Origin of the sequence: Serratia fonticola, from assembly GCF_001006005.1 — a bacterium.
In the GTDB taxonomy this organism is placed as follows: Bacteria; Pseudomonadota; Gammaproteobacteria; order Enterobacterales; family Enterobacteriaceae; genus Chania; species Chania fonticola.
Genome location: NZ_CP011254.1, coordinates 5,510,777 through 5,532,696, shown reverse-complemented (window position 1 = coordinate 5,532,696; position 21,920 = coordinate 5,510,777). Strand labels below are relative to the sequence as shown.

General features: G+C 56.0%; 19 protein-coding genes. 13 read left to right on the top strand and 6 right to left on the bottom strand.

The genetic code is table 11. The annotated features are described in order from the left end of the window. Positions 1 to 10 precede the first annotated feature (10 nt). The 5 genes from WN53_RS24615 to WN53_RS24595 all read right to left on the bottom strand — a co-directional run bounded on the left by WN53_RS24615 (position 11) and on the right by WN53_RS24595 (position 6,952). Positions 11 to 2,089: an ABC transporter permease gene (locus WN53_RS24615; RefSeq protein WP_024486072.1), complete on the bottom strand. Its 2,079-nt coding sequence runs from the start codon at positions 2,087 to 2,089 to the stop codon at positions 11 to 13. A gap of 74 nt (positions 2,090 to 2,163) precedes the next feature. Then, positions 2,164 to 3,195, bottom strand: coding sequence for an ABC transporter substrate-binding protein (locus WN53_RS24610; protein ID WP_024486073.1), 1,032 nt, complete (start codon positions 3,193 to 3,195; stop codon positions 2,164 to 2,166). 201 nt (positions 3,196 to 3,396) lie between these two features. Next, positions 3,397 to 4,689: an MFS transporter family glucose-6-phosphate receptor UhpC gene (uhpC, locus tag WN53_RS24605; RefSeq protein ID WP_024486074.1), complete on the bottom strand. Its 1,293-nt coding sequence runs from the start codon at positions 4,687 to 4,689 to the stop codon at positions 3,397 to 3,399. Positions 4,690 to 4,777: 88 nt separating this feature from the next. Beyond that, positions 4,778 to 6,310 (bottom strand): MASE1 domain-containing sensor histidine kinase, encoded by a 1,533-nt coding sequence (locus WN53_RS24600; RefSeq protein ID WP_046808357.1) that lies wholly within the window; start codon positions 6,308 to 6,310, stop codon positions 4,778 to 4,780. A gap of 12 nt (positions 6,311 to 6,322) precedes the next feature. Beyond that, complete coding sequence (locus WN53_RS24595) at positions 6,323 to 6,952, bottom strand: response regulator transcription factor (protein ID WP_024486492.1); 630 nt, start codon at positions 6,950 to 6,952, stop codon at positions 6,323 to 6,325. Positions 6,953 to 7,437: 485 nt separating this feature from the next. Between WN53_RS24595 and WN53_RS24585 the strand changes: the two genes are divergently transcribed. The 4 genes from WN53_RS24585 to WN53_RS24570 all read left to right on the top strand — a co-directional run bounded on the left by WN53_RS24585 (position 7,438) and on the right by WN53_RS24570 (position 11,930). Then, complete coding sequence (locus WN53_RS24585; RefSeq protein ID WP_235167058.1) at positions 7,438 to 8,373, top strand: autoinducer 2 ABC transporter substrate-binding protein; 936 nt, start codon at positions 7,438 to 7,440, stop codon at positions 8,371 to 8,373. A gap of 74 nt (positions 8,374 to 8,447) precedes the next feature. Further along, complete coding sequence (locus WN53_RS24580) at positions 8,448 to 9,929, top strand: sugar ABC transporter ATP-binding protein (RefSeq protein WP_024486489.1); 1,482 nt, start codon at positions 8,448 to 8,450, stop codon at positions 9,927 to 9,929. A 76-nt stretch (positions 9,930 to 10,005) separates the two neighbouring features. Next, a complete protein-coding gene (locus tag WN53_RS24575; RefSeq protein ID WP_037413257.1) occupies positions 10,006 to 10,944 on the top strand; it encodes an ABC transporter permease in 939 nt (312 codons plus the stop codon). Between the two features lie 2 nt (positions 10,945 to 10,946). Further along, the gene (locus tag WN53_RS24570) at positions 10,947 to 11,930 is read left to right on the top strand and encodes an ABC transporter permease (protein WP_024486487.1); all 984 of its coding nucleotides are present in this window, start codon (positions 10,947 to 10,949) and stop codon (positions 11,928 to 11,930) included. Between the two features lie 76 nt (positions 11,931 to 12,006). Here the strand turns inward: WN53_RS24570 and dpiA are convergent, their stop codons facing one another. Next, positions 12,007 to 12,693, bottom strand: a complete 687-nt coding sequence (gene dpiA / locus WN53_RS24565) for a two-component response regulator DpiA (protein ID WP_024486486.1) — start codon at positions 12,691 to 12,693, stop codon at positions 12,007 to 12,009. Between the two features lie 323 nt (positions 12,694 to 13,016). Between dpiA and citC the strand changes: the two genes are divergently transcribed. From citC to WN53_RS24520, 9 genes are all read left to right on the top strand, one after another. Beyond that, positions 13,017 to 14,087 carry a [citrate (pro-3S)-lyase] ligase gene (citC, locus tag WN53_RS24560; RefSeq protein ID WP_024486485.1) on the top strand — a complete coding sequence of 357 codons (1,071 nt, stop codon included), beginning with the start codon at positions 13,017 to 13,019 and terminating at the stop codon, positions 14,085 to 14,087. Beyond that, on the top strand, positions 14,087 to 14,395 hold the full coding sequence (gene citD / locus WN53_RS24555) for a citrate lyase acyl carrier protein (protein ID WP_021180301.1): 309 nt from the start codon (positions 14,087 to 14,089) through the stop codon (positions 14,393 to 14,395). Before citC ends, citD begins: the two co-directional genes overlap by 1 nt. 7 nt (positions 14,396 to 14,402) lie before the next feature. Beyond that, on the top strand, positions 14,403 to 15,296 hold the full coding sequence (gene citE / locus WN53_RS24550) for a citrate (pro-3S)-lyase subunit beta (RefSeq protein ID WP_046808519.1): 894 nt from the start codon (positions 14,403 to 14,405) through the stop codon (positions 15,294 to 15,296). After that, positions 15,296 to 16,801, top strand: a complete 1,506-nt coding sequence (gene citF / locus WN53_RS24545; protein WP_021180303.1) for a citrate lyase subunit alpha — start codon at positions 15,296 to 15,298, stop codon at positions 16,799 to 16,801. The genes citE and citF overlap by 1 nt, the downstream gene beginning before the upstream one ends. A 4-nt stretch (positions 16,802 to 16,805) precedes the next feature. Continuing rightward, complete coding sequence (gene citX / locus WN53_RS24540) at positions 16,806 to 17,354, top strand: citrate lyase holo-[acyl-carrier protein] synthase (RefSeq protein WP_046808355.1); 549 nt, start codon at positions 16,806 to 16,808, stop codon at positions 17,352 to 17,354. Further along, entirely contained in the window at positions 17,335 to 18,228 is an 894-nt protein-coding gene (citG, locus tag WN53_RS24535; protein WP_046808354.1) for a triphosphoribosyl-dephospho-CoA synthase CitG, read from the top strand. Before citX ends, citG begins: the two co-directional genes overlap by 20 nt. 31 nt (positions 18,229 to 18,259) lie before the next feature. Continuing rightward, positions 18,260 to 19,723, top strand: coding sequence for an anion permease (locus WN53_RS24530; protein WP_046808353.1), 1,464 nt, complete (start codon positions 18,260 to 18,262; stop codon positions 19,721 to 19,723). 144 nt (positions 19,724 to 19,867) lie between these two features. Further along, a complete protein-coding gene (gene agp, locus WN53_RS24525) occupies positions 19,868 to 21,100 on the top strand; it encodes a bifunctional glucose-1-phosphatase/inositol phosphatase (RefSeq protein WP_024486905.1) in 1,233 nt (410 codons plus the stop codon). An 83-nt stretch (positions 21,101 to 21,183) separates the two neighbouring features. Continuing rightward, complete coding sequence (locus WN53_RS24520) at positions 21,184 to 21,879, top strand: 4'-phosphopantetheinyl transferase family protein (RefSeq protein WP_046808352.1); 696 nt, start codon at positions 21,184 to 21,186, stop codon at positions 21,877 to 21,879. The last annotated feature ends 41 nt before the right edge of the window (positions 21,880 to 21,920 follow it).

Sequence of the window (21,920 nt, the reverse complement as noted above, 5' to 3'; positions counted from 1 at the left end):
CAGCCGGGTATCAGGCCGCATTCCGGGCTTTGGAACGCGCGACCCGCGCTTCGCCAACCAGGGCATCAAACAGGAAAATAATCGCCAGCATCACTACGATCAGGATCGAGCCGTAGGCGATGGCCACGCCATACTCGCCGTCCTCGACCCGGTTAAGGATGTAGGACGTCGCGACGCGCGTATCTGGCGTAACCAGGAAAACAATGGCGCTCACGGTGGTCATGGCACGGACAAAGCTGTAGACCAACGCCGAGAGGATCGCCGGGCGTAGCAAGGGCAGCAGGATATACACTATGGTGCGTAGCGAACCGGCCCGCAGGCTGAGGGAGGCCTCATCCAGCGACTTATCCAGTTGCCCCAAACCGGCGATACCCGCGCGGATCCCCACTGGCACGTTGCGCATCACCATTGAAATGATCACGATGGCTGCCGTCCCGGTCAGGTAAACCGGTGCACTGTTAAACGCCAGAATGTAGGAAACACCGGCGACGGTTCCTGGCACCGCGAAGCACAGCATGGTGCTGAACTCGATCACCTTCTTACCCTGGAACTGCTGGCGTACTACGATGTAGGCAACCAGCAGGCCGAAGATGGCGGTGATCGGTGCGGCAATCCCGGCATACAGCAAGGTATCGATCAGGGAAGGCCATGCGCCGTCGCTGAAGCCTTGGCCGAACAGTTTGCTGAAGTTGTCCAGCGTCAGCGTGTAGTCCACGCCCCAGTTAACGGTAAAGCTGCCGTAGAAAATGCTGCCGTACAGCAGGATGTTGAAGGCGATCCAGACATACAGCATCAGCGAGACGCCCCACACCAGCGTCACCGGCAGCGGCTGAACGTCGCCGTGGTTGGACTTGCCGGAAATGGTCACGTAGGAACGCTTGCCGATCCACATGTACTGCACGCAGAACACCAGTAACGAGAACATCAGCAGCACCACGCCCAGCGTACTGGCTGCCTGATAATCAAGCTGCGCACCGGTAATGTAGAAGTAGATCTGCGTGGCCAATACGTCGAAGTTGCCGCCGAGGACCAACGGGTTACTGAAGTCCGCCAACGACTGAACAATGACGATCAGGAACGAGTTGGCCAATGCCGGTTTCAGCAGCGGCATAAACACCTGGGTAAAGGTCTGGAAGCGGTTGGCGCGCAACGTGTAGGACGCTTCTTCCAGCGATGGGTGGATGGTCTTGATTGCCCCATCGAGGATCATAAATGACATCGGGGTAAAGGCCAGCACCTGGGCCAACCAGATCCCGGTAAAGCCGTAGAGCCAGTTGGTATTGGTCAGGCCAAACCAGGTTACCATCAGCTCGGTGATGTAGCCGGAGCGGCCCATCATCAAGGTGACGCCCAAGCCAACCACAAACGGCGGTGTGACGATCGGCAGGATCGAGAAGATGCGGCCAATCACCGCCGAACGGCGGGCGATACGCGTGGTATAAATCGCCAGCACCATGCCGAAGAAGGTACAGCCAATCCCGACGGCCACGGACAGCAGGAAGGAGTTCCAGATCACCTGCAGGATATGTGCCTGCCCGAGCGTTTGCATAAACGCCAACGGGGCGAAGGCACCGGCCTCGTCGGTGAACATTGGGATAAAGATGGCGATGCTGGGATAAATGATAAACAGCACGATCAAGGCGATCACCGCCACCAGCGAGCCGAGCACGAAGCGATCGCCACCCAGCCATTCCAGCCTTGAGAGTGCAATGGTGATCACTGCGCCCATTGCCACCAGTAGCGGCAAGGTAGCGAACCCCATCCCGGTACCGGTCGCGGCGGCGCTGATAAATACCAATAGCCCACAGGCCAGGGCATAACCGGCATCAAACAGGTGGCGGTTGCGTTGCTCGCGACCAGTGGCAATCTGCGGGCGTACAACCAGCAGCATCGGGGCGGCAAACCACAGCATGGCCAAGCCTGCATGTGACCATCCGTAGGCCGCCAGCAGCTCTTCGCTGGTCGCCTCCAGCAGCCCGTAGTCCAGGCTGTAGGAAGGCAGTAGGGCGAAACCTGCCAGCGCCAGCAGCAACCAGTAGAAAATGGGATCCCGCCCCTGCGCCGTGCGCAAGGTGATGGTTTCAGACATGATATTCCCCGGAATAAACGAAAATGAAGCGGGCATAGTCAGCAGTCACTACGCCCGATAGATGCGGGATGGGATCAGTGGCCCATCTTCACGTCGTTAACCCATTTGGTGATCAGCTTTTTACGCATGTCGGAAGCGCCGTAGGTATCCATGTCGTAATCGATCAGTTTCAATTGATCCAGCTTCAGCGAGTTAGGGGAAGTCTCAGCCGTGGTATTGGTCAGGATCTGGTAAGACTGACCCTTCTTCCAGGAAAGCTCCTGAGCCTCTTTTGACAGTGCCCAATCCACGAACAGCTTGGCGTTTTCCATATTGCGGGCGTTTTTCAGGATGCTGATACCACCGATTTCATAGCCAGAACCTTCGCATGGGGAAACCAGCGTCAGAGGTGCACCTTTCTCTTTTTCCAGCGAATAGTCGTGTAGGAAGCCAATGCCGATCGTGGTTTCACCGCGCGCGGCGTTGCGGGCTGGGGCAATGCCGGACTTGGTGTACTGCGAGATATTGCCGTTGAGCTGCTTCAGGTAATCAAAGGCGGCTTCTTCGCCCCACAGCTGCGCAAAGGTGGCCAGTGCGGTGTAGGCCGTGCCGGAGCTTTGTGGATCGGCGATTTGGATCTCCCCTTTGTAGATCGGGTTGGTCAAATCCTTCCAGCATTTGGGTTCAGGCAGGTTTTTCTCTTTAAGACGATCGGTGTTGACGCCAAAGCCGAGAATGCCGATATACACCGCAGAGGAGTAGTTGCCTTTACGTTTGGCCGGATCGCGGAACTGCGGCATGATTTGCTCCAGGTTCGGCGAGGCGTAAGGCTCCAGCAGGTCCATTTCACCGGCCTGCGATTGCGGATCCAGCGTGCCGCCGTACCAGACGTCAGCCTGTGGGTTTTTCTTCTCCGCGTCTACCTTGGCCAGGGTGCTGCCAGAGCCGTTGCGGATAAAGCTGGTCTTGACGTCGTATTTTTCCCCGAAGACTTTGGCTTCTTCTTCGCACATGGCGTTGGTGGCGCTGCAATAGATCACCAGACGGCCTTTGGCCTGCACGGTTCCGGCCAGGGCAGTCAGCGCCAGCGTGGTGGCCAGCAGGGTGTTGAGAGGTGTCAATTTCATAGAGTCATCCTTTTTTGTTGTTGTCTTTGTAGGGTAAAGCAAACCAATTTCTTTTCTGGTGATTAAGGAAACGGCAGCGAATGCTATCTCCCTCATACCAACCCAATCCTCTCCCCAAGGAGAGGGAGCGAGTCCGGTGTAGTGGTCAGGTACAGCCCTCTCACTCATCGTAGGGGCGCCGCATGCTGCGCCCGTTGCACCTTACTCTTGCCGTATCTGCCCGGCCATCAGCAACGGCATCAACAGCAGACCGACGCAGGTGGCCGCCAGTGCCAACAGGGCAAAGAACCCATACCAGCCGTAATGCTGTAACACCTGCGCCAGCGGCCAACCGGCCAGCGCGGCCCCCAGGTAGGCGAACAGGCCAAGAAACCCGGTCACGGTACCGGCCGCATCTTTATGGCAGTGTTCCGTGGCGGCCAGCCCGATCAGCATCTGCGGCCCAAATACAAAAAAGCCGAGGCCGAAAAAGCAGGCCGAAAGCAGCCCGTAATGGTGCAGCGGGGCCAGCCACAGGGCGGTCGTCGTCACAAAGAGTCCGATGGAAAACAGTAGGATCATCGGTGCTCGCAGGCCGCGAAACAGCAGATCCGATCCCCACCCGGCAAACAGCGCGCCAAACAGTCCACCCAGTTCAAACAGTGACAACGTGGCGTTGGCCTTCATCAGGTTGACGCCATGGCTCTCCGCCAGCCAGATGTTGCCCCAATCGTTCAGCGCAATGCGTATCAGGTACACCAGGATGTAAGACACGCCTAGCAGCCAGATGGTCGGATTGCGCAAAATGGTGTCAAACAGCATCCGCCGCATCGGCATCGCCGGGCTTTGCTGCTCTTGCCACAGCTCCAGCGGATCGCGCCGCCAGTGGCCCACGCTGGGTAATCCTTGCTGCTGCGGTTTGCCGCACAGTTGCCAGCACAGCCACAGCCCGATCAGCATCCCGATGGCTCCCGGCAGCAGCAGCGCAGCCTGCCAACCGTAGTGCGAAGCCATATATCCGGACAGCAATGGCACGGCCGCACCGCCCAGGCTGATCGACGTATTCCAGGTACCCCACCAGAAGCCACGCTCGTTGCGCGAATACCAACTAGTGAGCATCTTGGCGCAGGGCGGCCAGCCCCAGCCCTGAAAGAAACCGTTTAACGTCCAGACCACCAGCAGCGCCGTCAGCGAATGGCAAAAGGCGAACACGATGTTCAGCACACCGGTGATAAACAGCCCGACGCCCATAAACCAGCGGGCCTGGCTGCGATCGCTGACGATGCCGGAGACAAACTTCGAGCCGCCATAGGCCAGGTAAAACAGCGTACCCAGCAGGCCGATATCCCCTTTGTCCAACCCCAGTTCGAGCTGCATCACCGGCATCGCATAGCTGACGCTCTTGCGTGTCAGATAAAATGCGCCGTAGCCGACGATCATCGAAAACATCAGGCGTGGTCGCCAGTAGCGGTAGCGAGCGCTGATTTGCTCTGCGGTTAACGTGGCCGATGCCATGGGGTCCTCCAGACAGTGAGAGCAGTGTAGGGTGCTGAAAACAGGATTGGATGAGACAAGGTTTTAGGCACCTAAGACTTAGTCTTAGTCAGACGGGGTTTTTGTTCAGTTTTGTGGGCAGGTTAACAATTATGCGCGTGCCATTACGCCGGTGAAGCCGCCAATCCCCCCCCAATGCGCGCACCCGCTCTTCAATACCGCGCAGGCCAAAACCGCTGGTGGGTTGCAACGGCATGCCCTGGCCGTCGTCACGCACTTCCAGAGTGATCGTCTGGTGGGTTTGCGTCAGGCTTAAATGCACATGGCTGGCACAGGCGTGTTTGCTGATGTTATTGAGCAGCTCCTGTGCCACCCGGTAGAGGGTAAATACCAGGGTTTCATCATCTGGCGTGGCTGGCAGGCGGTAATCCAGCTGGAAGCTGATCCCCTGTTCGGCAAAGGAAAACTCGTCGGCCAGGTGATGCAGGGCCTTGTCCAGTTCCATCTCTTCCAACACCGGTGGACGCAGTTGCCGTAGCAGGGTGCGGGTGGTGTGGTGGATGCGTTGCGACAACGAATCGATTTGCTCTGCGGCCAGGCGGGTGGCCGGGGCGGTGGCGCTGCGGTTCACCAGCATTGCCTGGATCTGAATAGCGGTAATATTCTGGCCGATCTCGTCATGCAATTCGCGAGCTATGGCCTTGCGCACCTCTTCTTCAGTGCCCACCAGCCGCTCCATCAGATGACGTTTGGCCACCAACTCTTGCTCCAACTGTTGGCGATAGCGCTGTAGCTTTTGCGCCAATTGCTGCTGACGGCTGATGGCAATCCCCAGCCCAATCCCCAACAGCGCCTGGGTAGAAAGGAATAGCTCCAACTCTTGCAGATCCTGAAACGCGCCACCGGCCTGGCGGGTGAGGGTGATCATCACGCTGCCAAACAGCGCTGCCAGCACGCCCCCTTGCCAGCCAAAGCGATAAGCCATAAACACGTTGGGCAGAAAGATAAAGATCAGCAGCAGCCGCTCCATCTCCGGGGCGATCGCCAGTTGTACGCAAATCCCCATGGTGAGAAACAGCGAACACCATAGCAGTAGCGAGGTGCGTAATTGTGGTGTTGAGGGGCGCGGAACGGGCATCGACGTCACCAGTTGCTGGCGCAGGTAGGTATAAATCAGATAGACGAAAGGCACCAGCAGCACGCCGCCGGTAAAGCTGGTCAGCAAGGTTTGACTGATACTGGATGGCAGCCAGACTCCCGCCAATAACCCACACAGCAGCGCATTGGCAGCGATGGCAGCCAGCAATAGCGACAGCCGTTGCCAATACAGGTGATAGCGATACCACAGCCGCTGAGTGCCCCAGGCTGGTAGCAGGCTTAACAACGGCAGCAACAGCACCGAGCGGTCGCTCAGCAATTGCTGGTCATGCAGCCATAGCAGCGTGGCGGCTTCCGCCAGTAACAGCGTGAGCCAGTAACGCCGGGGTAGCAGGATCAGTAGCGCCAGCAGCAGCCCTTGGGGAAACAGCAGCACGGCCTGTTGGCCGTCATGGCTCAGGTGCAGGCTAATGGTCCACAGGGCCAGCCAACTGAGGGTGAAAAACAGCGCCAGAAACAGCGAAAGCGCCAGGCGGCGCACCATTGGCGGCACCGGCTAACTCCCGGCAAGCAGTTGATGTTGCAGGGCGAAATGCACTAGTTCCACGGTAGTGTCGCAATGCAGTTTGCCGAGAATATTGGCGCGGTGCACCTGCACGGTCTTATGGCTTAAGGTCAACTGTTGGGCGATGGTTTTCACACTCAGGCCGTTGACCAGCAGATCGAAGATCTCTTTCTCGCGCGGGGTGAGTACCTGCAATTCTTTCGGTGGCTGCGGAGTATGGCGCAGCGCGCGCAAGGCATCCGCGCACAGGTAAAGCCCGCCGCTGCTGACAGCGCGAACCGCCTGCACCAATTCGTGGGGGCCGCAGCGTTTGGTGAGATAACCACCGGCCCCGGCATCAATCGCGCTTTGCACGAAGGCATTGGTGTCATAGATGCTGAGAATGATGGCGCGAAAGGTGGGACGCTGTTGGCGTAAACGCTGGAGCAGGCTAAGGCCACTTTCGTTCGGCATGGCGATATCCAGCACCGCCACGTCGATCGGATCGCGCAGCAAGTGTGGCCATGCCTGTGCTGCCGAGTCGAACTGGCCGACGATACGGATATCCTCTTCCAACGACAGTAACTGGGCAAACCCGGAACGAACCACCACGTGGTCGTCTATCAGCGCAACGTTAATCATAGGCCTGTAACAAAGTGTGAGATTTTCCGCATCATGCGCAGGAAAACACTGGCTGGCAACTGTTGCGCTGCAAAATGGAAGGGAGTTAACAGATTGGCATTAAAATGGCCTGCCGCATCGACCCAGAGTATCCCTGTAACCAGCGCTGTTATTGCCTTCCTGACGGTTATTTTTACGCATTTCGCCTCGTTTATCCCCTCAGGAGCATGACCCCCGTCGCAAACCGGGAAGGTTGCAAGTTTGTCCATATAAATAGCATTCAAAGATATGGGGGAAATCGCTATCGAGGCTGTAGAGTCCCTCTACGGGAATGTTGTGCAGATGTAAAATCGGCATCCCCGGAAATCGTCACTAACAATAAAATATAAATAATACCAATGTGTTATCTCGCTATTTGGCGGTTATGCCTCAACCTACATTAGATCCGGGAGTGTTAGATGAAAAAATTGAGTGTGAAAACGTTATTGGCGGCCAGCCTGTTCAGCATGCTGGTGGGCTCGGGCGGTGCATTGGCGCAAGAAGTGGAAGTCGTCAATATTTCGAAAATCGCCGGAATGCCCTGGTTCAACCGCATGGGTGAAGGTGTGGAACGTGCCGGTAAAGACCTGGGTATCAAAGCCTACCAAGTTGGCCCATCCAGTACCGACGCCCCACAACAGGTTAAAATTATTGAAGATTTGATCGCCAAGAAAGTCAGTGCCATCAGTATCGTGCCGAACGATGCCGATGTGCTGGAACCCGTATTCAAGAAAGCGCGTGACGCCGGTATTGTGGTATTAACCAATGAATCACCAGGGCAGCCTAGCGCTAACTGGGATATTGAAATCATCGATAACGCCAAATTTGCCGCCGACAACGTGGAAGAAATGGCAAAAGCGATGGGCGGCAAAGGAGGGTATGTCATTTATGTCGGTAGCCTGACCGTGCCACAACATAACCTGTGGGCAGATTTATTTGTTAAATACCAGAAAGAGCATTATCCGGAAATGTTTGAAGTGACCAGCCGTATGCCTGTCGCCGAGAGCATTGATGACTCACGCCGCACCACACTGGATCTGATGAAAGCACATAGCGACCTGAAAGGTATTGTGGCCTTCGGTTCACAAGGCCCAATTGGTGCAGGTCGCGCAGTGAAAGAGAAACGGGCGAAAAACAATGTCCACGTATTCGGCATGATGATCCCTTCTCAGGCAGCCTCGCTGATTAAAAGTGGTGATATCGCCATGGGTGTCACTTATGACCCAGGTTCTGCTGGATATGCACTGACTGCCGTTGCGGACAAAGTGCTTAAAGGTGAGAAGATCGAAACAGGCATGGAGATCCCAGGGGTGGGTAAAGCGGAGGTTGATCAGGATAAACACCTGATTCAGTTCCACAATGTGCTGCGAGTTACCAAAGATAACGTGGATTCCCTGTATTAATTCCCCCGCATGACCGCAGAGCCGGATACCTTGTTCGGCTCTGTAAACAATGCCCGCCTGGAGTAAGAGGATGTATGCAGCCATTTATTACCCTGGAAAATATCAGTAAAACCTTCTATGGCGTCAAGGCGCTGAATAAGGTGGCTATGACCCTGTTGCCGGGTGAGGTACATTGCCTCGCTGGGCAGAACGGTTGTGGCAAATCAACACTGATCAAGATTATCTCCGGTGTTTACCAACCCGATAGAGATGCCGCCATTATTATTGATGGCAAAACCTATTCAACCCTGACCCCTATTGAGTCTGTCCGCCTGGGGATCCAGGTCATTTATCAGGATTTATCCTTATTCCCGAATCTGACCGTGGCTGAGAATATCGCCATGAACCATTATCACCATCAGATGTGGGTGAATAAACGTCAGATGCGGGAGACCGCCGAGCGCGTTATTAACAGCATTGATGCCCACCTTAATCTGGACGAATTGGTTGAGAATTTATCCATCGCCCAGAAACAATTAGTCGCTATCTGCCGTGCACTGGCACAAGATGCTCGCCTCATTGTGATGGATGAACCAACCGCGTCGCTGACACGGCAAGAAGTTAACGGCTTGCTACGGGTGGTGCATGAGCTGAAATCACGCAATATCTGCGTGGTATTTGTGAGCCACCGGTTGAGCGAAGTGCTGGAGATTTCAGACCGTATTACCGTCCTGAAAGATGGCCAGTGGGTTGGAACCTACCCCGCTGCTGAAGTGGATAATCAACGGCTGGCCTGGCTGATGACGGATATGAAATTTGATTTTCAGGTGCTACCGCCTTACAGCGAAGCACGCCCGGTCGTGATGGCAGTGGAAGCGCTTTCCCGCGGCAACGAATATCAGGATATCTCACTGGCTTTGCATCCTGGCGAAATTGTCGCTCTGGTTGGTTTGCTGGGGTCTGGCCGCACAGAGCTGTGCCTCAGTCTATTTGGTTTAACCAAACCCGAGTCGGGCAGCATTCGAATCAATGATAAGCCAATGCGGTTCGCCAGTAACCGCGATGCCATTGCCGCTGGTGTGGGCTATGTCTCGGAAGACAGAATGAGCACTGGGCTGATTATGGAGCAATCAATCCGCGACAATATCAGTGCCACGGTATTACACCGGCTTAAAAATGCCTTTCACCTGATGCGGGCCGAGCGAGTCGACACACTGGTCGAAGACATGGTGAAACATCTGTCGATCAAAATCGGTAATAGCGACCTGCCGGTCAATACGTTATCCGGTGGAAATGCCCAGCGTATTGCCATCGCCAAATGGCTGGCAACCGACCCGCAAATACTGATCCTCGACTCGCCGACCGTCGGGGTCGACATCGCCAACAAGGCAGGCATTTATAATATTATCAATGCATTGGCGGCGCGGGGGATTGCGGTATTAATGGTTTGTGATGAGATTGATGAAGCTTACTTTAACAGCCACCGTATTCTGGTTATGCGGTCCGGGCGGCTGGTGCAGGAGTTCTTGCCGAGTAACTGCAGCGAAGCTGCCATTGCGGAGGTAGTCAATGGCTAATCCCCATGCACTCAATAAGCCTGATGTAGGCAAAACAGGTTTATTTAATAAAGAGCATCTGAAACGCCACGAAGTTATGTTGGCTTTTACCATATTGATTATTTCGACTTATCTTGCTTTCACCAGCCCAGAATTTCTGACGCTCGCCAATATTTATGATTTGATAAATAACTACGCCATGCTGACCATTTTGGCTTGTGGTTTTTTTATCGTTTTGATTTCTGGCGGCATTGACATTTCATTCCCGGCGATGACCATTATCTCGCAATATGTCATGGTGACATTCATTGTGAAGTTTGGTGGTAATTTCCCGGTGGCTTTCGCGTTGGCAGGAGGCATCGGCTTGTTGCTGGGGTTGATCAATGCGCTATTGGTTAATCGCCTGCGGGTGCCGTCCATCATTATTACCATTTCCACGCTGAATATCTTCTACGGGTTGCTGCTGTATCTCAGCCGGGGTGTCTGGCTGTATACCTATCCGGAATGGTTCGAACATGGGCCAATGCTGTTCTCCTTCACCGCCGCTGACGGCTATGACTATGGCCTTTCGCTGCCCATTTTGACCTTGCTGGCGACGATTATTGTCACTGCTTTGGTGATGACACGCACCAGCATTGGCCGGCAAATTTATGCGTTGGGCGGTAATCAGGAAGCGGCATCCCGTATGGGGTTCAGCATTGTAAAGCTGCAACTGTTTGTTTATGGCTATATGGGGTTTTTATCCGGTATCGCCGGTGTGGTGCAGTCCTATACCGTCTTGACGGTGGCACCGGACTCGTTGCTCGGTTATGAACTCACCGTGCTGGCGGCGGTGGTGTTGGGCGGAACCAGTATTGTCGGTGGGCGGGGAACCCTAACCGGCACTCTGCTCGGAGTGATCTTGCTGGCAATATTGCAAAATGGTTTGAATTTACTGGGTATTTCGTCTTACTGGCATAGCGTGGTGATCGGTCTGGTGATAGTCATCAGTATCAGTGTGACTGCCTGGGGCCAACGTCATAAGGTAGGGATATAACCATGTCGAAAACAACTCAACGCGATCATACCGAGCGCTGGTTGGTGGCACTGCTGGTGCTGGTAGCGGGCGTGTTCAGTGTGCTGATCCCACAGGTATTCTGGTCTGCGGCCAATTTCCAATCCATCGCCTCACAAATCCCCGTCGCGGGGATATTGACGTTGGCAATGGCGATCACCATGCTGACCGGTGGCATCAACTTATCCATCATTGCCACTGCGAACGCCAGTGCGCTGGTGATGGCCTGGGTGTGTACCCATCTTGAGCCAACGTTCAGTTCATTGATAGTGATGCTGTTGGCGGGGGTTTCGGTTGCCTTGGTGGTGGGGATCATCAATGGGGTGCTTATCTCGGTGGTTCGGGTGTCCCCAATTCTGGCGACACTGGGCATCATGACCTTGCTCAAAGGGATAAATGTGCTGATCTCCAAAGGCTCGGCGATTTCTAACTTTCCGAGCTATGTACTGGCATTGGACCGCAGCTATTTTCTCGGGGTTCCAGTCCCGCTTTACCTGTTTGCCGTGGTGGCATTGCTGCTTTGGCTTATGTTGGCCAAGACCCCGCTGGGTCGTCAGATATACCTGTCCGGCTCCAACGAGAAAGCCACCTTTTACTCTGGGATTAACACCCGCCGCACGCTGATTTGGGTCTATGTCATTTCCTCGTTACTGTGCGCCGTCGCGGCGTTGCTGATGATGTCGAAGCTCAACTCGGCCAAAGCCTCTTACGGCGAGTCACTGTTGCTTATCACTATCCTGGCGACGGTATTAGGCGGGGTAAATCCTGATGGTGGATTTGGTAAGGTGTTCGGCATTGTGCTAGCGCTGTTCCTGTTGCAAATGCTGGAGAGCGGGCTAAATATCATGGGAGTCAGTAGCTATATCACCATGGCACTGTGGGGATCGTTACTGCTGGCGTTTATCTTTGTCAAAGGTGCAAAAGTCCCGGCATTGCGTTTCTTACGGCAGAACAAGCCGTTGCAGTGATAGTGCAAGTTCACCAAACAGGTTCGACAGCCTCCAGGAGCAGTCCACTACATCACTGTATGTTGGGCGCTCCTATTTAGCCATTGCTTGCAGAACGATAGATCCGCTGGGGTCTGCCCACTTTGCCGTAAATAATCTCTGCAACTAATTGATCGTTGGCGCTGAAAAACTCCAGATAACGCCGGGCGGTGGTGCGGCTCAGTCCAATCTGTTGTGCCACGCTTTCCGCCGTATGACGCACCTGCGGATCTTCGAACAAATCGCGGATCTTCATCAGCGTCAGCTCATCAATGCCGGTGGGCAACGCGGTCTGATCGCCGCCGCGGGCGTAGGTGTTGAACATTTCATCAATGCGGCGTTGGTTGACCCGCGCCTTGTCTTTCAGCGCTTCGCGCCGTTGGCTAAAGCGCTGCAGGGTTTGCGCCAGCCGGTCATAGGCCAGGGGTTTGATCAGGTAATCGAACACGCCATAGCGCAGCGCTTCGGCCACGGTGTCCATATCGCTGGCGGCGGTGATAAACACAATGCCACCGCCGTAGCCTTGTAGCGTCAGCTCGCGCAGCAGTTCTATGCCCTGGCCATCCGGCAGGAAATTATCCAACAGGATCAGGTCGGGTTTGAAACGCTCGGTCATCGTGCGTGCCTGTGCCAGGGTGCCCGCCAGCCAAATCTGCCGGCATCCGCCATTCTGCTTGATGAATTCCGCATGCATTTCTGCCAACGGCGTTTCATCCTCAACAATCAGAATATTTAGCCACTCCATGTTAATTCCCCGTTGCTTAATTATGCTGCTAATTAAATCTCAGCGAGATGGTTATTTAATTAAACACTATGTCGCTAATAAAAACTATAAAAATAATTAAGTAAATAAAAACCATTAAACAACTTATTTACTGCGGGTAGATTGTGAAATAGGTCAATAATCAGGGCGTTATTTGTGTTTAACATGGCGCCATTAAATACCCCGTTCGCGTTATAGACCATTTCAACTCGATGGTTTTTAAGGTTTTTATTACACCTTAATGTTAACCCTAATGGGATTTTGTATTTCAAATGTTATTGATAAGTTATTTTAGAGAGACTGACATGTTGGGCGATACCGTATTTAATCGGGTGAAGAGATCGGATCACAAAAATATAGCGGCAATTAATGCTTTTTTGCGTAGTAACGATCTGAATATTGATACCACGGTCGAAGTTTTTATCACCGTGACCCAGGGCGAGCAATTGGTTGCCTGCGGAGGTATCGCCGAAAATATTATCAAATGCGTGGCCATCAGCCCGCAAATGCGCGGTGAAGGCTTGGCGTTATCATTGGCGACCGAACTGGTGAATCTGGCCTATGAGCGCCATCACACCCAGCTGTTTATCTATACCAAAGTGCAGAATGAGGCGCTGTTTCGCCAGTGTGGCTTTTACCCGATTGCCAGCGTGCCCGGCATCGTGGTGCTGATGGAGAACAGCCCGTGCCGCCTGAAGCGTTACGCTGCGCAACTGGCCAGCGAGCGCCAGCCGGGAGACACCATTGGCAGCATCGTGATGAATGCCAACCCCTTTACCCGTGGCCATCAATATCTGGTGCGGGAAGCCGCCGCCCGCTGTGACTGGCTGCATCTGTTCCTAGTGAAAGAAAACACCTCGCGCTTCCCGTATGACGATCGCCGCGATCTGGTACTGAAGGGCACCGAGGGGATCACCAATCTGACGGTGCATGAGGGGTCACAATACGTGATCTCCCGTGCCACTTTCCCTTGCTACTTCATTAAAGAGCAGGGGGTTGCCGACGACTGTTACACCGAAATCGATCTGAAAATCTTCCGCCAGTATCTGGCTCCCGCGTTGGGCATCACGCATCGATTTGTCGGCAACGAACCGTTCTGCGCCGTAACGGCGAAATACAACCGCGACATGCGTTATTGGCTGGAAACTCCGGCGCTGCCTAGCCCACCGATCGATCTGGTGGAAATTGAGCGCTTGCAGTACCAGGGCACGGCGATCTCTGCCTCCTGGGTGCGCAAGTTGCTGGCTGCGGGAGACTTCCACGCCGCCGCGCCTCTGGTGCCGAAAGACACGCTGTACTACCTGCAGGATCTGCAGGCACAGCGCCGGGCCAAGCCAGTACCGCAAGAATTTGAGTCCGCACAATCAGGTGAATGATGAAAATAATCCGAGAAGCAATGGCCGGCACGCTGGAATCCAGCGATGTCATGGTCCGTATCGCGCCAGCAGAAGGCCCGGAACACGATCTGCTGATTGCCAGCAGCGTGGAAAAACAGTTCGGCGATGCCATCCGCCACACCTTGTTGCAGGTTTTGCAGCAGTACGACGTGCCGCCGGTGCAGGTGATTGTCGACGATAAAGGCGCACTGGACTGTGTGCTGCGTGCACGGCTGGAAACCGCGCTGATGCGTGCCAGCGAAACCGCCGCGCTGCCTTGGGAGGAACGCCGTGAAAACGCTGAATAAACACCGCATGCGCCGCAGCATGCTATTCGTGCCGGGGGCGAATGCCGCCATGGTCAGCAACGCCTTTATCTATCAGGCCGATGCGTTGATGTTCGATCTGGAAGACTCGGTGATCCTGCGGGAGAAAGACGCGGCCCGTCGCCTGGTGTATCACGCGCTGCAACACCCGCTGTATCAGGAAGTAGAAACCATTGTGCGCGTCAACGCCCTGGACTCGGCCTATGGTCTGGCGGATCTGCAAGCGGTAGTGCGTGGCGGAGCGGATATCGTCCGTCTGCCAAAAACCGACACCGCGCAGGACGTAGTGGATATGGAGCGTGAAATCGCCGCCATTGAACGAACCTGTGGTCGCCCGGTCGGCAGCACTGGCCTGCTGGCGGCGATCGAGTCCGCACAGGGCATCACCAACGCGGTGGCGATTGCGCAGGCTTCCCCAAGGTTGATCGGGATTGCGCTGGGTGCCGAAGACTATGTGCGCAATCTGCGTACCGAGCGCTCGCCGGAAGGCATTGAACTGCTGTTTGCCCGTTGTTCACTGTTGCAGGCCGCCCGCTCAGCCGGGATCCAGGCGTTCGATACCGTCTATTCCGATGCCAACAACGAAGCGGGTTTCCTACAGGAAGCGGCGCTGATCAAACAGCTGGGCTTTGACGGTAAATCTCTGATTAACCCACGCCAGATCGAGCTGCTGCACAACCTGTACGCACCAACCGCCAAAGAAGTGGCCCATGCCCAGCGAGTGGTTGATGCGGCAGAAGCGGCAGAAAAAGAGGGGCGCGGCGTGGTTTCGCTGAACGGCAAGATGGTCGATAGCCCGGTGATTGAACGGGCCCGTCTAGTACTGCAACGCGCAGCGCTCTCCGGCGTGCGTGAAGAACCGAACCACAGCGAGGAAGCATGATGAAACGCCAACAACGCCTGATGACCTTGAACAATCACGCCGAGATGCGGCTTTATCAGGAAGCCTCCAAGGCCAACCTGCAGGCGCGTAAACCGCGCGACATCAAACGCTGTGAGTCGCTGGAAGTGGCGATCCGCCGCAGCGGTCTACAGGACGGTATGACCATCTCTTTCCACCACGCATTCCGTGGCGGCGATCTGGCACTCAACCAGGTGATGGATGTGCTGGCGAAGATGGGCTTCCGCAACCTGACGCTGGCCTCCAGTTCATTGACCGATTGCCATGCGCCGCTGGTCGGCCATATTCGCAACGGGGTGGTGAGCCGCATTTATACCTCCGGCTTACGTGGGCCGTTGGCGGACGCCATTTCGCGCGGCTTGCTGAAAGAGCCAGTGCAGGTTCACTCGCACGGTGGCCGGGTCAACCTGGTCGAGTCGGGTGAATTGCAGATCGACGTTGCCTTCCTTGGGGTGCCGACCTGCGATGAGTTCGGCAATGCCAACGGTTATACCGGCGATGCCTGCTGCGGTTCGCTTGGTTACGCCAAAGTGGATGCCGCTGCGGCCCGGAGCGTGGTGCTGCTGACCGAGGCGATCGTGCCTTATCCGCATCATCCCGCCAGCCTGGCACAGGATCAGGTCGATCTGATCGTGCAACTGGAGCGCGTAGGGGATGCGGACAAGATCGGGGCCGATGCCACGCGTATGACCTCCAACCCGCGTGAGCTGCTGATTGCCCGCCGTGCTGCCGAGGTGATCGTTGATTCCGGCTACTTCACCGAAGGCTTCTCCTTACAGACCGGCACCGGTGGCGCTTCGTTGGCCGTAACCCGCTTCCTGGAAGACAAGATGCGTGCCCGTGGCGTCCGCGCCGGTTTTGCACTGGGCGGCATCACCTCCACCATGGTGGATCTGCATGAGAAAGGCCTGATCGGCAAACTGCTGGACGTGCAGAGCTTTGACCGTGCTGCGGCCATGTCATTGGCTCGCAACCCAAATCATATCGAGATCAGCGCTAATCAGTACGCCAACTTCAGCTCCAAGGGCGCATCGGTTGACCGCCTGGACGTGGTCGTGCTGAGCGCCCTGGAAATTGACACCGGCTTTAACGTTAACGTGCTGACCGGGTCTGACGGGGTGATCCGTGGTGCTTCCGGTGGACACTGTGATACTGCAGCGGCGGCACGGTTGGCGATTATTGTCGCGCCGTTGGTGCGTGGCCGCATTCCTACGCTGGTTGAGCAGGTGACCACCTGCGTTACGCCGGGCTCCAGCATCGACATTCTGGTGACCGACCACGGTATTGCCGTTAACCCGGCCCGCCCAGAGCTGGCGCAGAGATTACGCGATGCCGGGTTGCAGGTGGTCACCATCGAATGGCTGCGTGAGCGTGCGCTGGTACTGACCGGCGAACCGAAACCGATCGCCTTTACCGACAACGTGGTGGCCGTGGTGCGCTATCGCGACGGTTCGGTGATTGACGTCGTACATCAGGTCGCGGAGTAACGCCATGGCTTACATCTCCCCCGAATTGGCCGCCAGCCGCGCCGTAAGTTTGCCCGAACTGCTTTCCAGCCGTGAATGCCGGCAGGCACGGCAACAGGCGTGGCTGGCGCGCCATCCTACCGCCACGCTGGTGGTGCTCACTCTGGTGGTGCCGGGGGCGGTGAAAGACAGCCCCATGACGCGGCGCGTGTTCAACCTGGGCAGGCAGGCTCTGCAGCAGATGTATCGCCAGCAAGGCTGGCTTTGTTTGCAGCAGAAGACCCTGGCGCTGCCCACCGGCTGCGAAGGCTATCTGGCGCTGCAAGCCGATGCTCGCGCGGTGAAAGAGGCTGCCATCCAACTGGAAATCCAGCAGCCGATTGGCCGCCTGTGGGATATCGATGTGCTGACCCCGCAAGGAAAGATCTTGTCGCGGCGCGAACTTGGTCTGCCTGAACGCAACTGTCTGCTGTGCAATCAGCCAGCCAAGATTTGCGCCCGCCAGCAGAGCCACAGCACCGAACAACTGCTCAATGCTATGGAAAGGATGCTCAATGATGCACTCCCAGCCTGATTGGCAGCCGACGGTTACAGATCTTTCGCACAGCCAGCGCTTTGCCCGCGACGCCTATCGGGCGCTGTTGGTGGAGGTCAACCTGACGCCGAAACCGGGGTTGGTCGATCGCCACAACAACGGCGCGCATCGCGACATGGATATTGGCCATTTCTATCGCAGCTCAAGGGCGATTGGCCGGTGGCTACCCTATTTTATCCGCCAGGGTATGGCCGACGCCGTTTTGCCTGCCGAGCAGCAGCTTGCACGCCTGCGCCCATTGGGCATGGCCTGCGAAGAACAGATGTTCCGCGCCACTGGCGGCATCAACACCCATAAAGGCAGCGTGTTCTCGCTAGGGCTGTTGTGCTGCGCCCTTGGCCGCTTACAGCAACAACAACGGCAGATAGACGCCCAAAGCCTGTGTGATGAAGTGGCCCAGATGTGCCGTGGGTTGGTTAGCCGAGAGCTGCAACGCAACAACGCAGGCCAGACGGCAGGGCAACGGTTATTTGCCGAGTTTGGCCTGAGCGGTGCCCGTGGTGAGGCTGAATCCGGCTTTCAGCGGGTGATTGGTGGCTCGTTGCCGCTGTATCGCCAGAGGATCGCCAGTGGTTGTGGCGAACAGGTCGCGCTGCTGGACAGCCTACTGTGGCTGATGGCGCATAACGATGATACCAACGTCGCCTCGCGGGGCGGCATCAAAGGGCTGCGCTGGTTACAACACTACGCCAGCCAGTTATTGGCACAGGGAGGGGCAGGGACGGCACAAGGAATTGCCCGTTTACGGCAGTTCGACATTGCGTGCATCGCCCGCAATCTCAGCCCCGGCGGTAGTGCCGATTTATTGATAGTCACCTGGCTGTTGGCGCAGTTGCCGCAGACGGGGGCTTAAAAAAATAACGAAGCCTTCAGGAGAAGTGTCCATGTCCGAAACCAAAGAGAAAGTCTGGAAAGCGATCGCCCCGTTGGTGGTGCTTGCCGTCCTGTTAATGATACCCACGCCGGAGGGCATGCCACCGCAAGCCTGGCGTTACTTTGCCATCTTTGTGGCGATGATCGTCGGTATGATCCTGGAGCCGATCCCGGCCACGGCGATCAGCTTTATTGCCGTGACCGTCAGCGTGCTCAGTTCCAACTGGGTGCTGTTTGGTGCCGAAGAGCTGGCCAATCCCAGCTTTAAAGCCGGTAAAGAGGCGCTCAAATGGGGGCTGGCCGGGTTCTCCAGTACCACCGTTTGGTTGGTGTTTGGGGCCTTTATCTTTGCGCTGGGCTATGAAGCCACCGGGTTAGGGCGCCGCATCGCGCTGTTCCTGGTGAAGTTCATGGGCAAACGCACCCTGACGCTGGGCTACGCGGTGGTGATCATCGATATCCTGTTAGCCCCGTTTACCCCATCCAACACCGCGCGTACCGGGGGCACCGTGTTCCCGGTGGTGAAAAACCTGCCGCCGCTGTTTGACTCTTTCCCGAACGATCCTTCGTCACGCCGCATCGGTGGTTACCTGATGTGGATGATGGTGGTAGGGACCAGCATCAGTTCCTCCATGTTTGTGACCGGCGCGGCACCTAACGTGCTGGGTATTGAGTTCGTCCACAAGATTGCCGGGATCAACATCAGCTGGATGCAATGGTTCCTGGCCTTCCTGCCGGTTGGGCTGCTGTTGCTGATCGTTGCGCCGTTGATTTCCTACTACCTGTATAAGCCAGGTGTTACCCACAGCGATGAAGTGGCTGGTTGGGCCAATACGGCACTGGGGGAAATGGGGAAACTGACCCGCAAAGAATATACCTTGATCGGCCTGGTGTTACTCAGCCTGTGCCTGTGGGTGTTCGGCGGTAAAATCGTGGATGCGACTACGGTGTGTTTGCTGGCGGTATCGCTGATGCTTGCCCTGCACGTGGTCAGTTGGAAAGACATCACCAAATACTCCAGCGCCTGGAATACCCTGGTTAACCTGGCAACCTTGGTGGTGATGGCCAGCGGCCTGAGCCGTTCCGGCTTTATCGACTGGTTTGCCACCACCATGAGCACCCATCTGGATGGTTTCTCACCGAAGATGACGGTCGTCCTGCTGGTACTGGTGTTCTACTACGCGCACTACCTGTTTGCCAGCCTGTCGGCCCACACCGCGACCATGCTGCCGATGATCCTGGCGGTAGGTAAAGGCTTGCCGGGCGTGCCGATGGAGCACCTTTCCATCCTGCTGGTGTTGTCTATCGGTATCATGGGGGTATTGACCCCGTATGCCACTGGCCCAGGGGTAATCATCTACGGCTGCGGCTATGTGAAGTCGAAAGACTACTGGCGTCTTGGCGGTATCCTCGGCGTGGTGTATATCGCGGCGCTGCTGTTGATCGGCTGGCCAATTCTTAGCCTGTGGTATTAAGTTAATCGGCGGCCATCCACGGATGGCCGCTGTTGCATTCCCTTCCCCCGTGACGCCCGTCACACACTTTCATGTCGAACGCCGTCATTATACAAATCCAACGTTAACCTATTCAAAATAATCATATTTAGGGAGCCTCTGCGGATGAGAAAAAAAACGTTATTACTTTGCCTGCCTTTGCTGTTTAGCGGCACCGCCTTTGCCGAGAACGACGGTTATCAACTGGAACAGGTGCTGGTAATGAGCCGCCATAACCTGCGCGCACCGTTGGCGAACAACGGCAGCGTGTTAGCCCAGTCCACGCCGAAAGCCTGGCCACAGTGGGATACGCCAGGTGGCTTGCTGACCACCAAGGGCGGCGTGCTGGAAGTGTATATGGGCCACTATTTCAACGCGTGGCTCAAGCAGGCGGGCATTTTGCCGCAGGAAGGTTGCCCGGCCGCTGACAGCGTTTACGTGTATGCCAACAGCCTGCAACGCACCGTAGCCACCGCGCAGTTCTTTACCAACGGCGCGTTCCCTGGCTGTGATATCAGCGTGCATCATCAGGAGAAAATGGGGGAGATGGATCCTACCTTCAACCCGATTATCACCGACAACAGCGAAGCCTTTAACCAGCAGGCGCTGAGCGCCATGAATGCCGAGCTGGCATCGCTGAAGCTGGACGCCTCCTACAAACAGCTCGAGCAGATCATCGACTACAAAGACTCTCCTGCCTGCAAGACTGACAAGCAGTGCAACCTGGCCACTGAACCGAACAAAATGAGCGCGGTGCCGGGGAAAGAGCCAGGCGTTTCTGGCCCGCTGAAAGTGGGTAACTCGCTGGTGGATGCCTTTATGCTGCAATATTACGAAGGCTTCCCGATGAAAGACGTGGCCTGGGGCAAGATAGTGACGCCGCACCAGTGGCAGCAGTTGGCCAAGCTGAAAGATGGCTATCAGGATTCGCTGTTCACCTCGTCGGTCGTTGCCCAGAACGTTGCCAAGCCGCTGCTGACCTACATCAATTCGGCGCTGATCAGTGAGCGCAAGGCAGATTCTCCGAAGCTGACCGTGCTGGTGGGGCATGATTCCAACATCGCCTCCTTACTATCAGCGATGAAGTTCAAGCCGTATGAATTGCCGAAGCAGTATGAGAAGACCCCGATTGGCGGCAAGCTGGTGTTCCAACGCTGGCATGATGGCAAAGGCGATCGCGATCTGTTGAAGATTGAGTATGTCTATCAATCAACCGAGCAGTTGCGTAATGCCGAACCGCTGACGCTAAGCACCCCGCCGCAGCGCGTCACCCTGGCGCTGGAAGGCTGCCCGGTAGATAAAGACGGCTTCTGCGCCTGGAGCGACTTTGAAAAAACCATGAAGGACGTCTTGCATTAACCGTGCTGCCGGGGCGAACCGTTTCGCCCCGGCCTGCCGCGCGGTATATACTGTCTCAACGGACCCCTTATCACGGATGAAACGTGCTCTCTTCTTTTATTCTCAATGCTGAATTATTGCCGGTTGACGGCTTTGCTGGCCTGATCGCGCAGTGTCACTTCTCTGTCGCGGATTATCACGACGATCTGTTTGCTGCCGCCGGTATCGATTTCCCTGAACATGTCGCACCCGCAGTCGCCAAACGTAAGGCGGAATATCTGGCCGGGCGCTATCTGGCGCGCTGGGTGCTGGCAGAGTTGGGGCATCAGAATTTCACCTTATTACGTGGGGAGAAGCGTGAACCGCTCTGGCCCGCCGGGATTGCCGGGGCGATCAGCCACAATAATGATACGGCGCTGTGTGCCGCTCAGCATGAGAGTGGGGCAGGTGGCGTGGGCATTGATGTGGAAACGCAGATCCCGCCAGCTCGAGCAGAAGAGTTGTGGAGCGGCATCGTCAATGAGGACGAATGCCAGTGGTTACGACAACATCCACAGCCTTTTAACCTGCTGTTGACGCTGGTGTTTTCCGCCAAGGAAAGCCTGTTTAAGGCGCTTTACCCGCAGGTGCGCTGCTACTTTGATTTTATGGATGCGCGGGTGACCAAGCTGGATATGCAGGCACAGACGTTTGAGCTGGAATTGCAAAAAACGCTGACGCCGCTTTGCCATTCAGGCCGCCGCTTTGGCGGGCGTTTTTGGTTGCAAGGTGACGCCGTCACAACATTGATTTATTTTTAAAATCAATGAATTGTCGGGGGGGGGAGATGCTCGGCCGTAGG

What these genes read in the sequence shown, in the direction of transcription:
- WN53_RS24610 (WP_024486073.1), bottom strand. Translation starts at nt 3,195, where the DNA reads ATGAAATTGACACCTCTCAACACCCTGCTGGCCACCACGCTGGCGCTG.
- WN53_RS24585 (WP_235167058.1), top strand. Translation starts at nt 7,438, where the DNA reads ATGCTGGTGGGCTCGGGCGGTGCATTGGCGCAAGAAGTGGAAGTCGTC.
- dpiA (WP_024486486.1), bottom strand. Translation starts at nt 12,693, where the DNA reads ATGGAGTGGCTAAATATTCTGATTGTTGAGGATGAAACGCCGTTGGCA.
- WN53_RS24570 (WP_024486487.1), top strand. Translation starts at nt 10,947, where the DNA reads ATGTCGAAAACAACTCAACGCGATCATACCGAGCGCTGGTTGGTGGCA.
- citE (WP_046808519.1), top strand. Translation starts at nt 14,403, where the DNA reads ATGCGCCGCAGCATGCTATTCGTGCCGGGGGCGAATGCCGCCATGGTC.
- WN53_RS24575 (WP_037413257.1), top strand. Translation starts at nt 10,006, where the DNA reads ATGTTGGCTTTTACCATATTGATTATTTCGACTTATCTTGCTTTCACC.
- WN53_RS24530 (WP_046808353.1), top strand. Translation starts at nt 18,260, where the DNA reads ATGTCCGAAACCAAAGAGAAAGTCTGGAAAGCGATCGCCCCGTTGGTG.
- WN53_RS24595 (WP_024486492.1), bottom strand. Translation starts at nt 6,952, where the DNA reads ATGATTAACGTTGCGCTGATAGACGACCACGTGGTGGTTCGTTCCGGG.
- citD (WP_021180301.1), top strand. Translation starts at nt 14,087, where the DNA reads ATGAAAATAATCCGAGAAGCAATGGCCGGCACGCTGGAATCCAGCGAT.
- WN53_RS24615 (WP_024486072.1), bottom strand. Translation starts at nt 2,089, where the DNA reads ATGTCTGAAACCATCACCTTGCGCACGGCGCAGGGGCGGGATCCCATT.
- WN53_RS24580 (WP_024486489.1), top strand. Translation starts at nt 8,448, where the DNA reads ATGCAGCCATTTATTACCCTGGAAAATATCAGTAAAACCTTCTATGGC.
- citF (WP_021180303.1), top strand. Translation starts at nt 15,296, where the DNA reads ATGAAACGCCAACAACGCCTGATGACCTTGAACAATCACGCCGAGATG.
- citX (WP_046808355.1), top strand. Translation starts at nt 16,806, where the DNA reads ATGGCTTACATCTCCCCCGAATTGGCCGCCAGCCGCGCCGTAAGTTTG.
- uhpC (WP_024486074.1), bottom strand. Translation starts at nt 4,689, where the DNA reads ATGGCATCGGCCACGTTAACCGCAGAGCAAATCAGCGCTCGCTACCGC.
- WN53_RS24600 (WP_046808357.1), bottom strand. Translation starts at nt 6,310, where the DNA reads ATGGTGCGCCGCCTGGCGCTTTCGCTGTTTCTGGCGCTGTTTTTCACC.
- agp (WP_024486905.1), top strand. Translation starts at nt 19,868, where the DNA reads ATGAGAAAAAAAACGTTATTACTTTGCCTGCCTTTGCTGTTTAGCGGC.
- citG (WP_046808354.1), top strand. Translation starts at nt 17,335, where the DNA reads ATGATGCACTCCCAGCCTGATTGGCAGCCGACGGTTACAGATCTTTCG.
- citC (WP_024486485.1), top strand. Translation starts at nt 13,017, where the DNA reads ATGTTGGGCGATACCGTATTTAATCGGGTGAAGAGATCGGATCACAAA.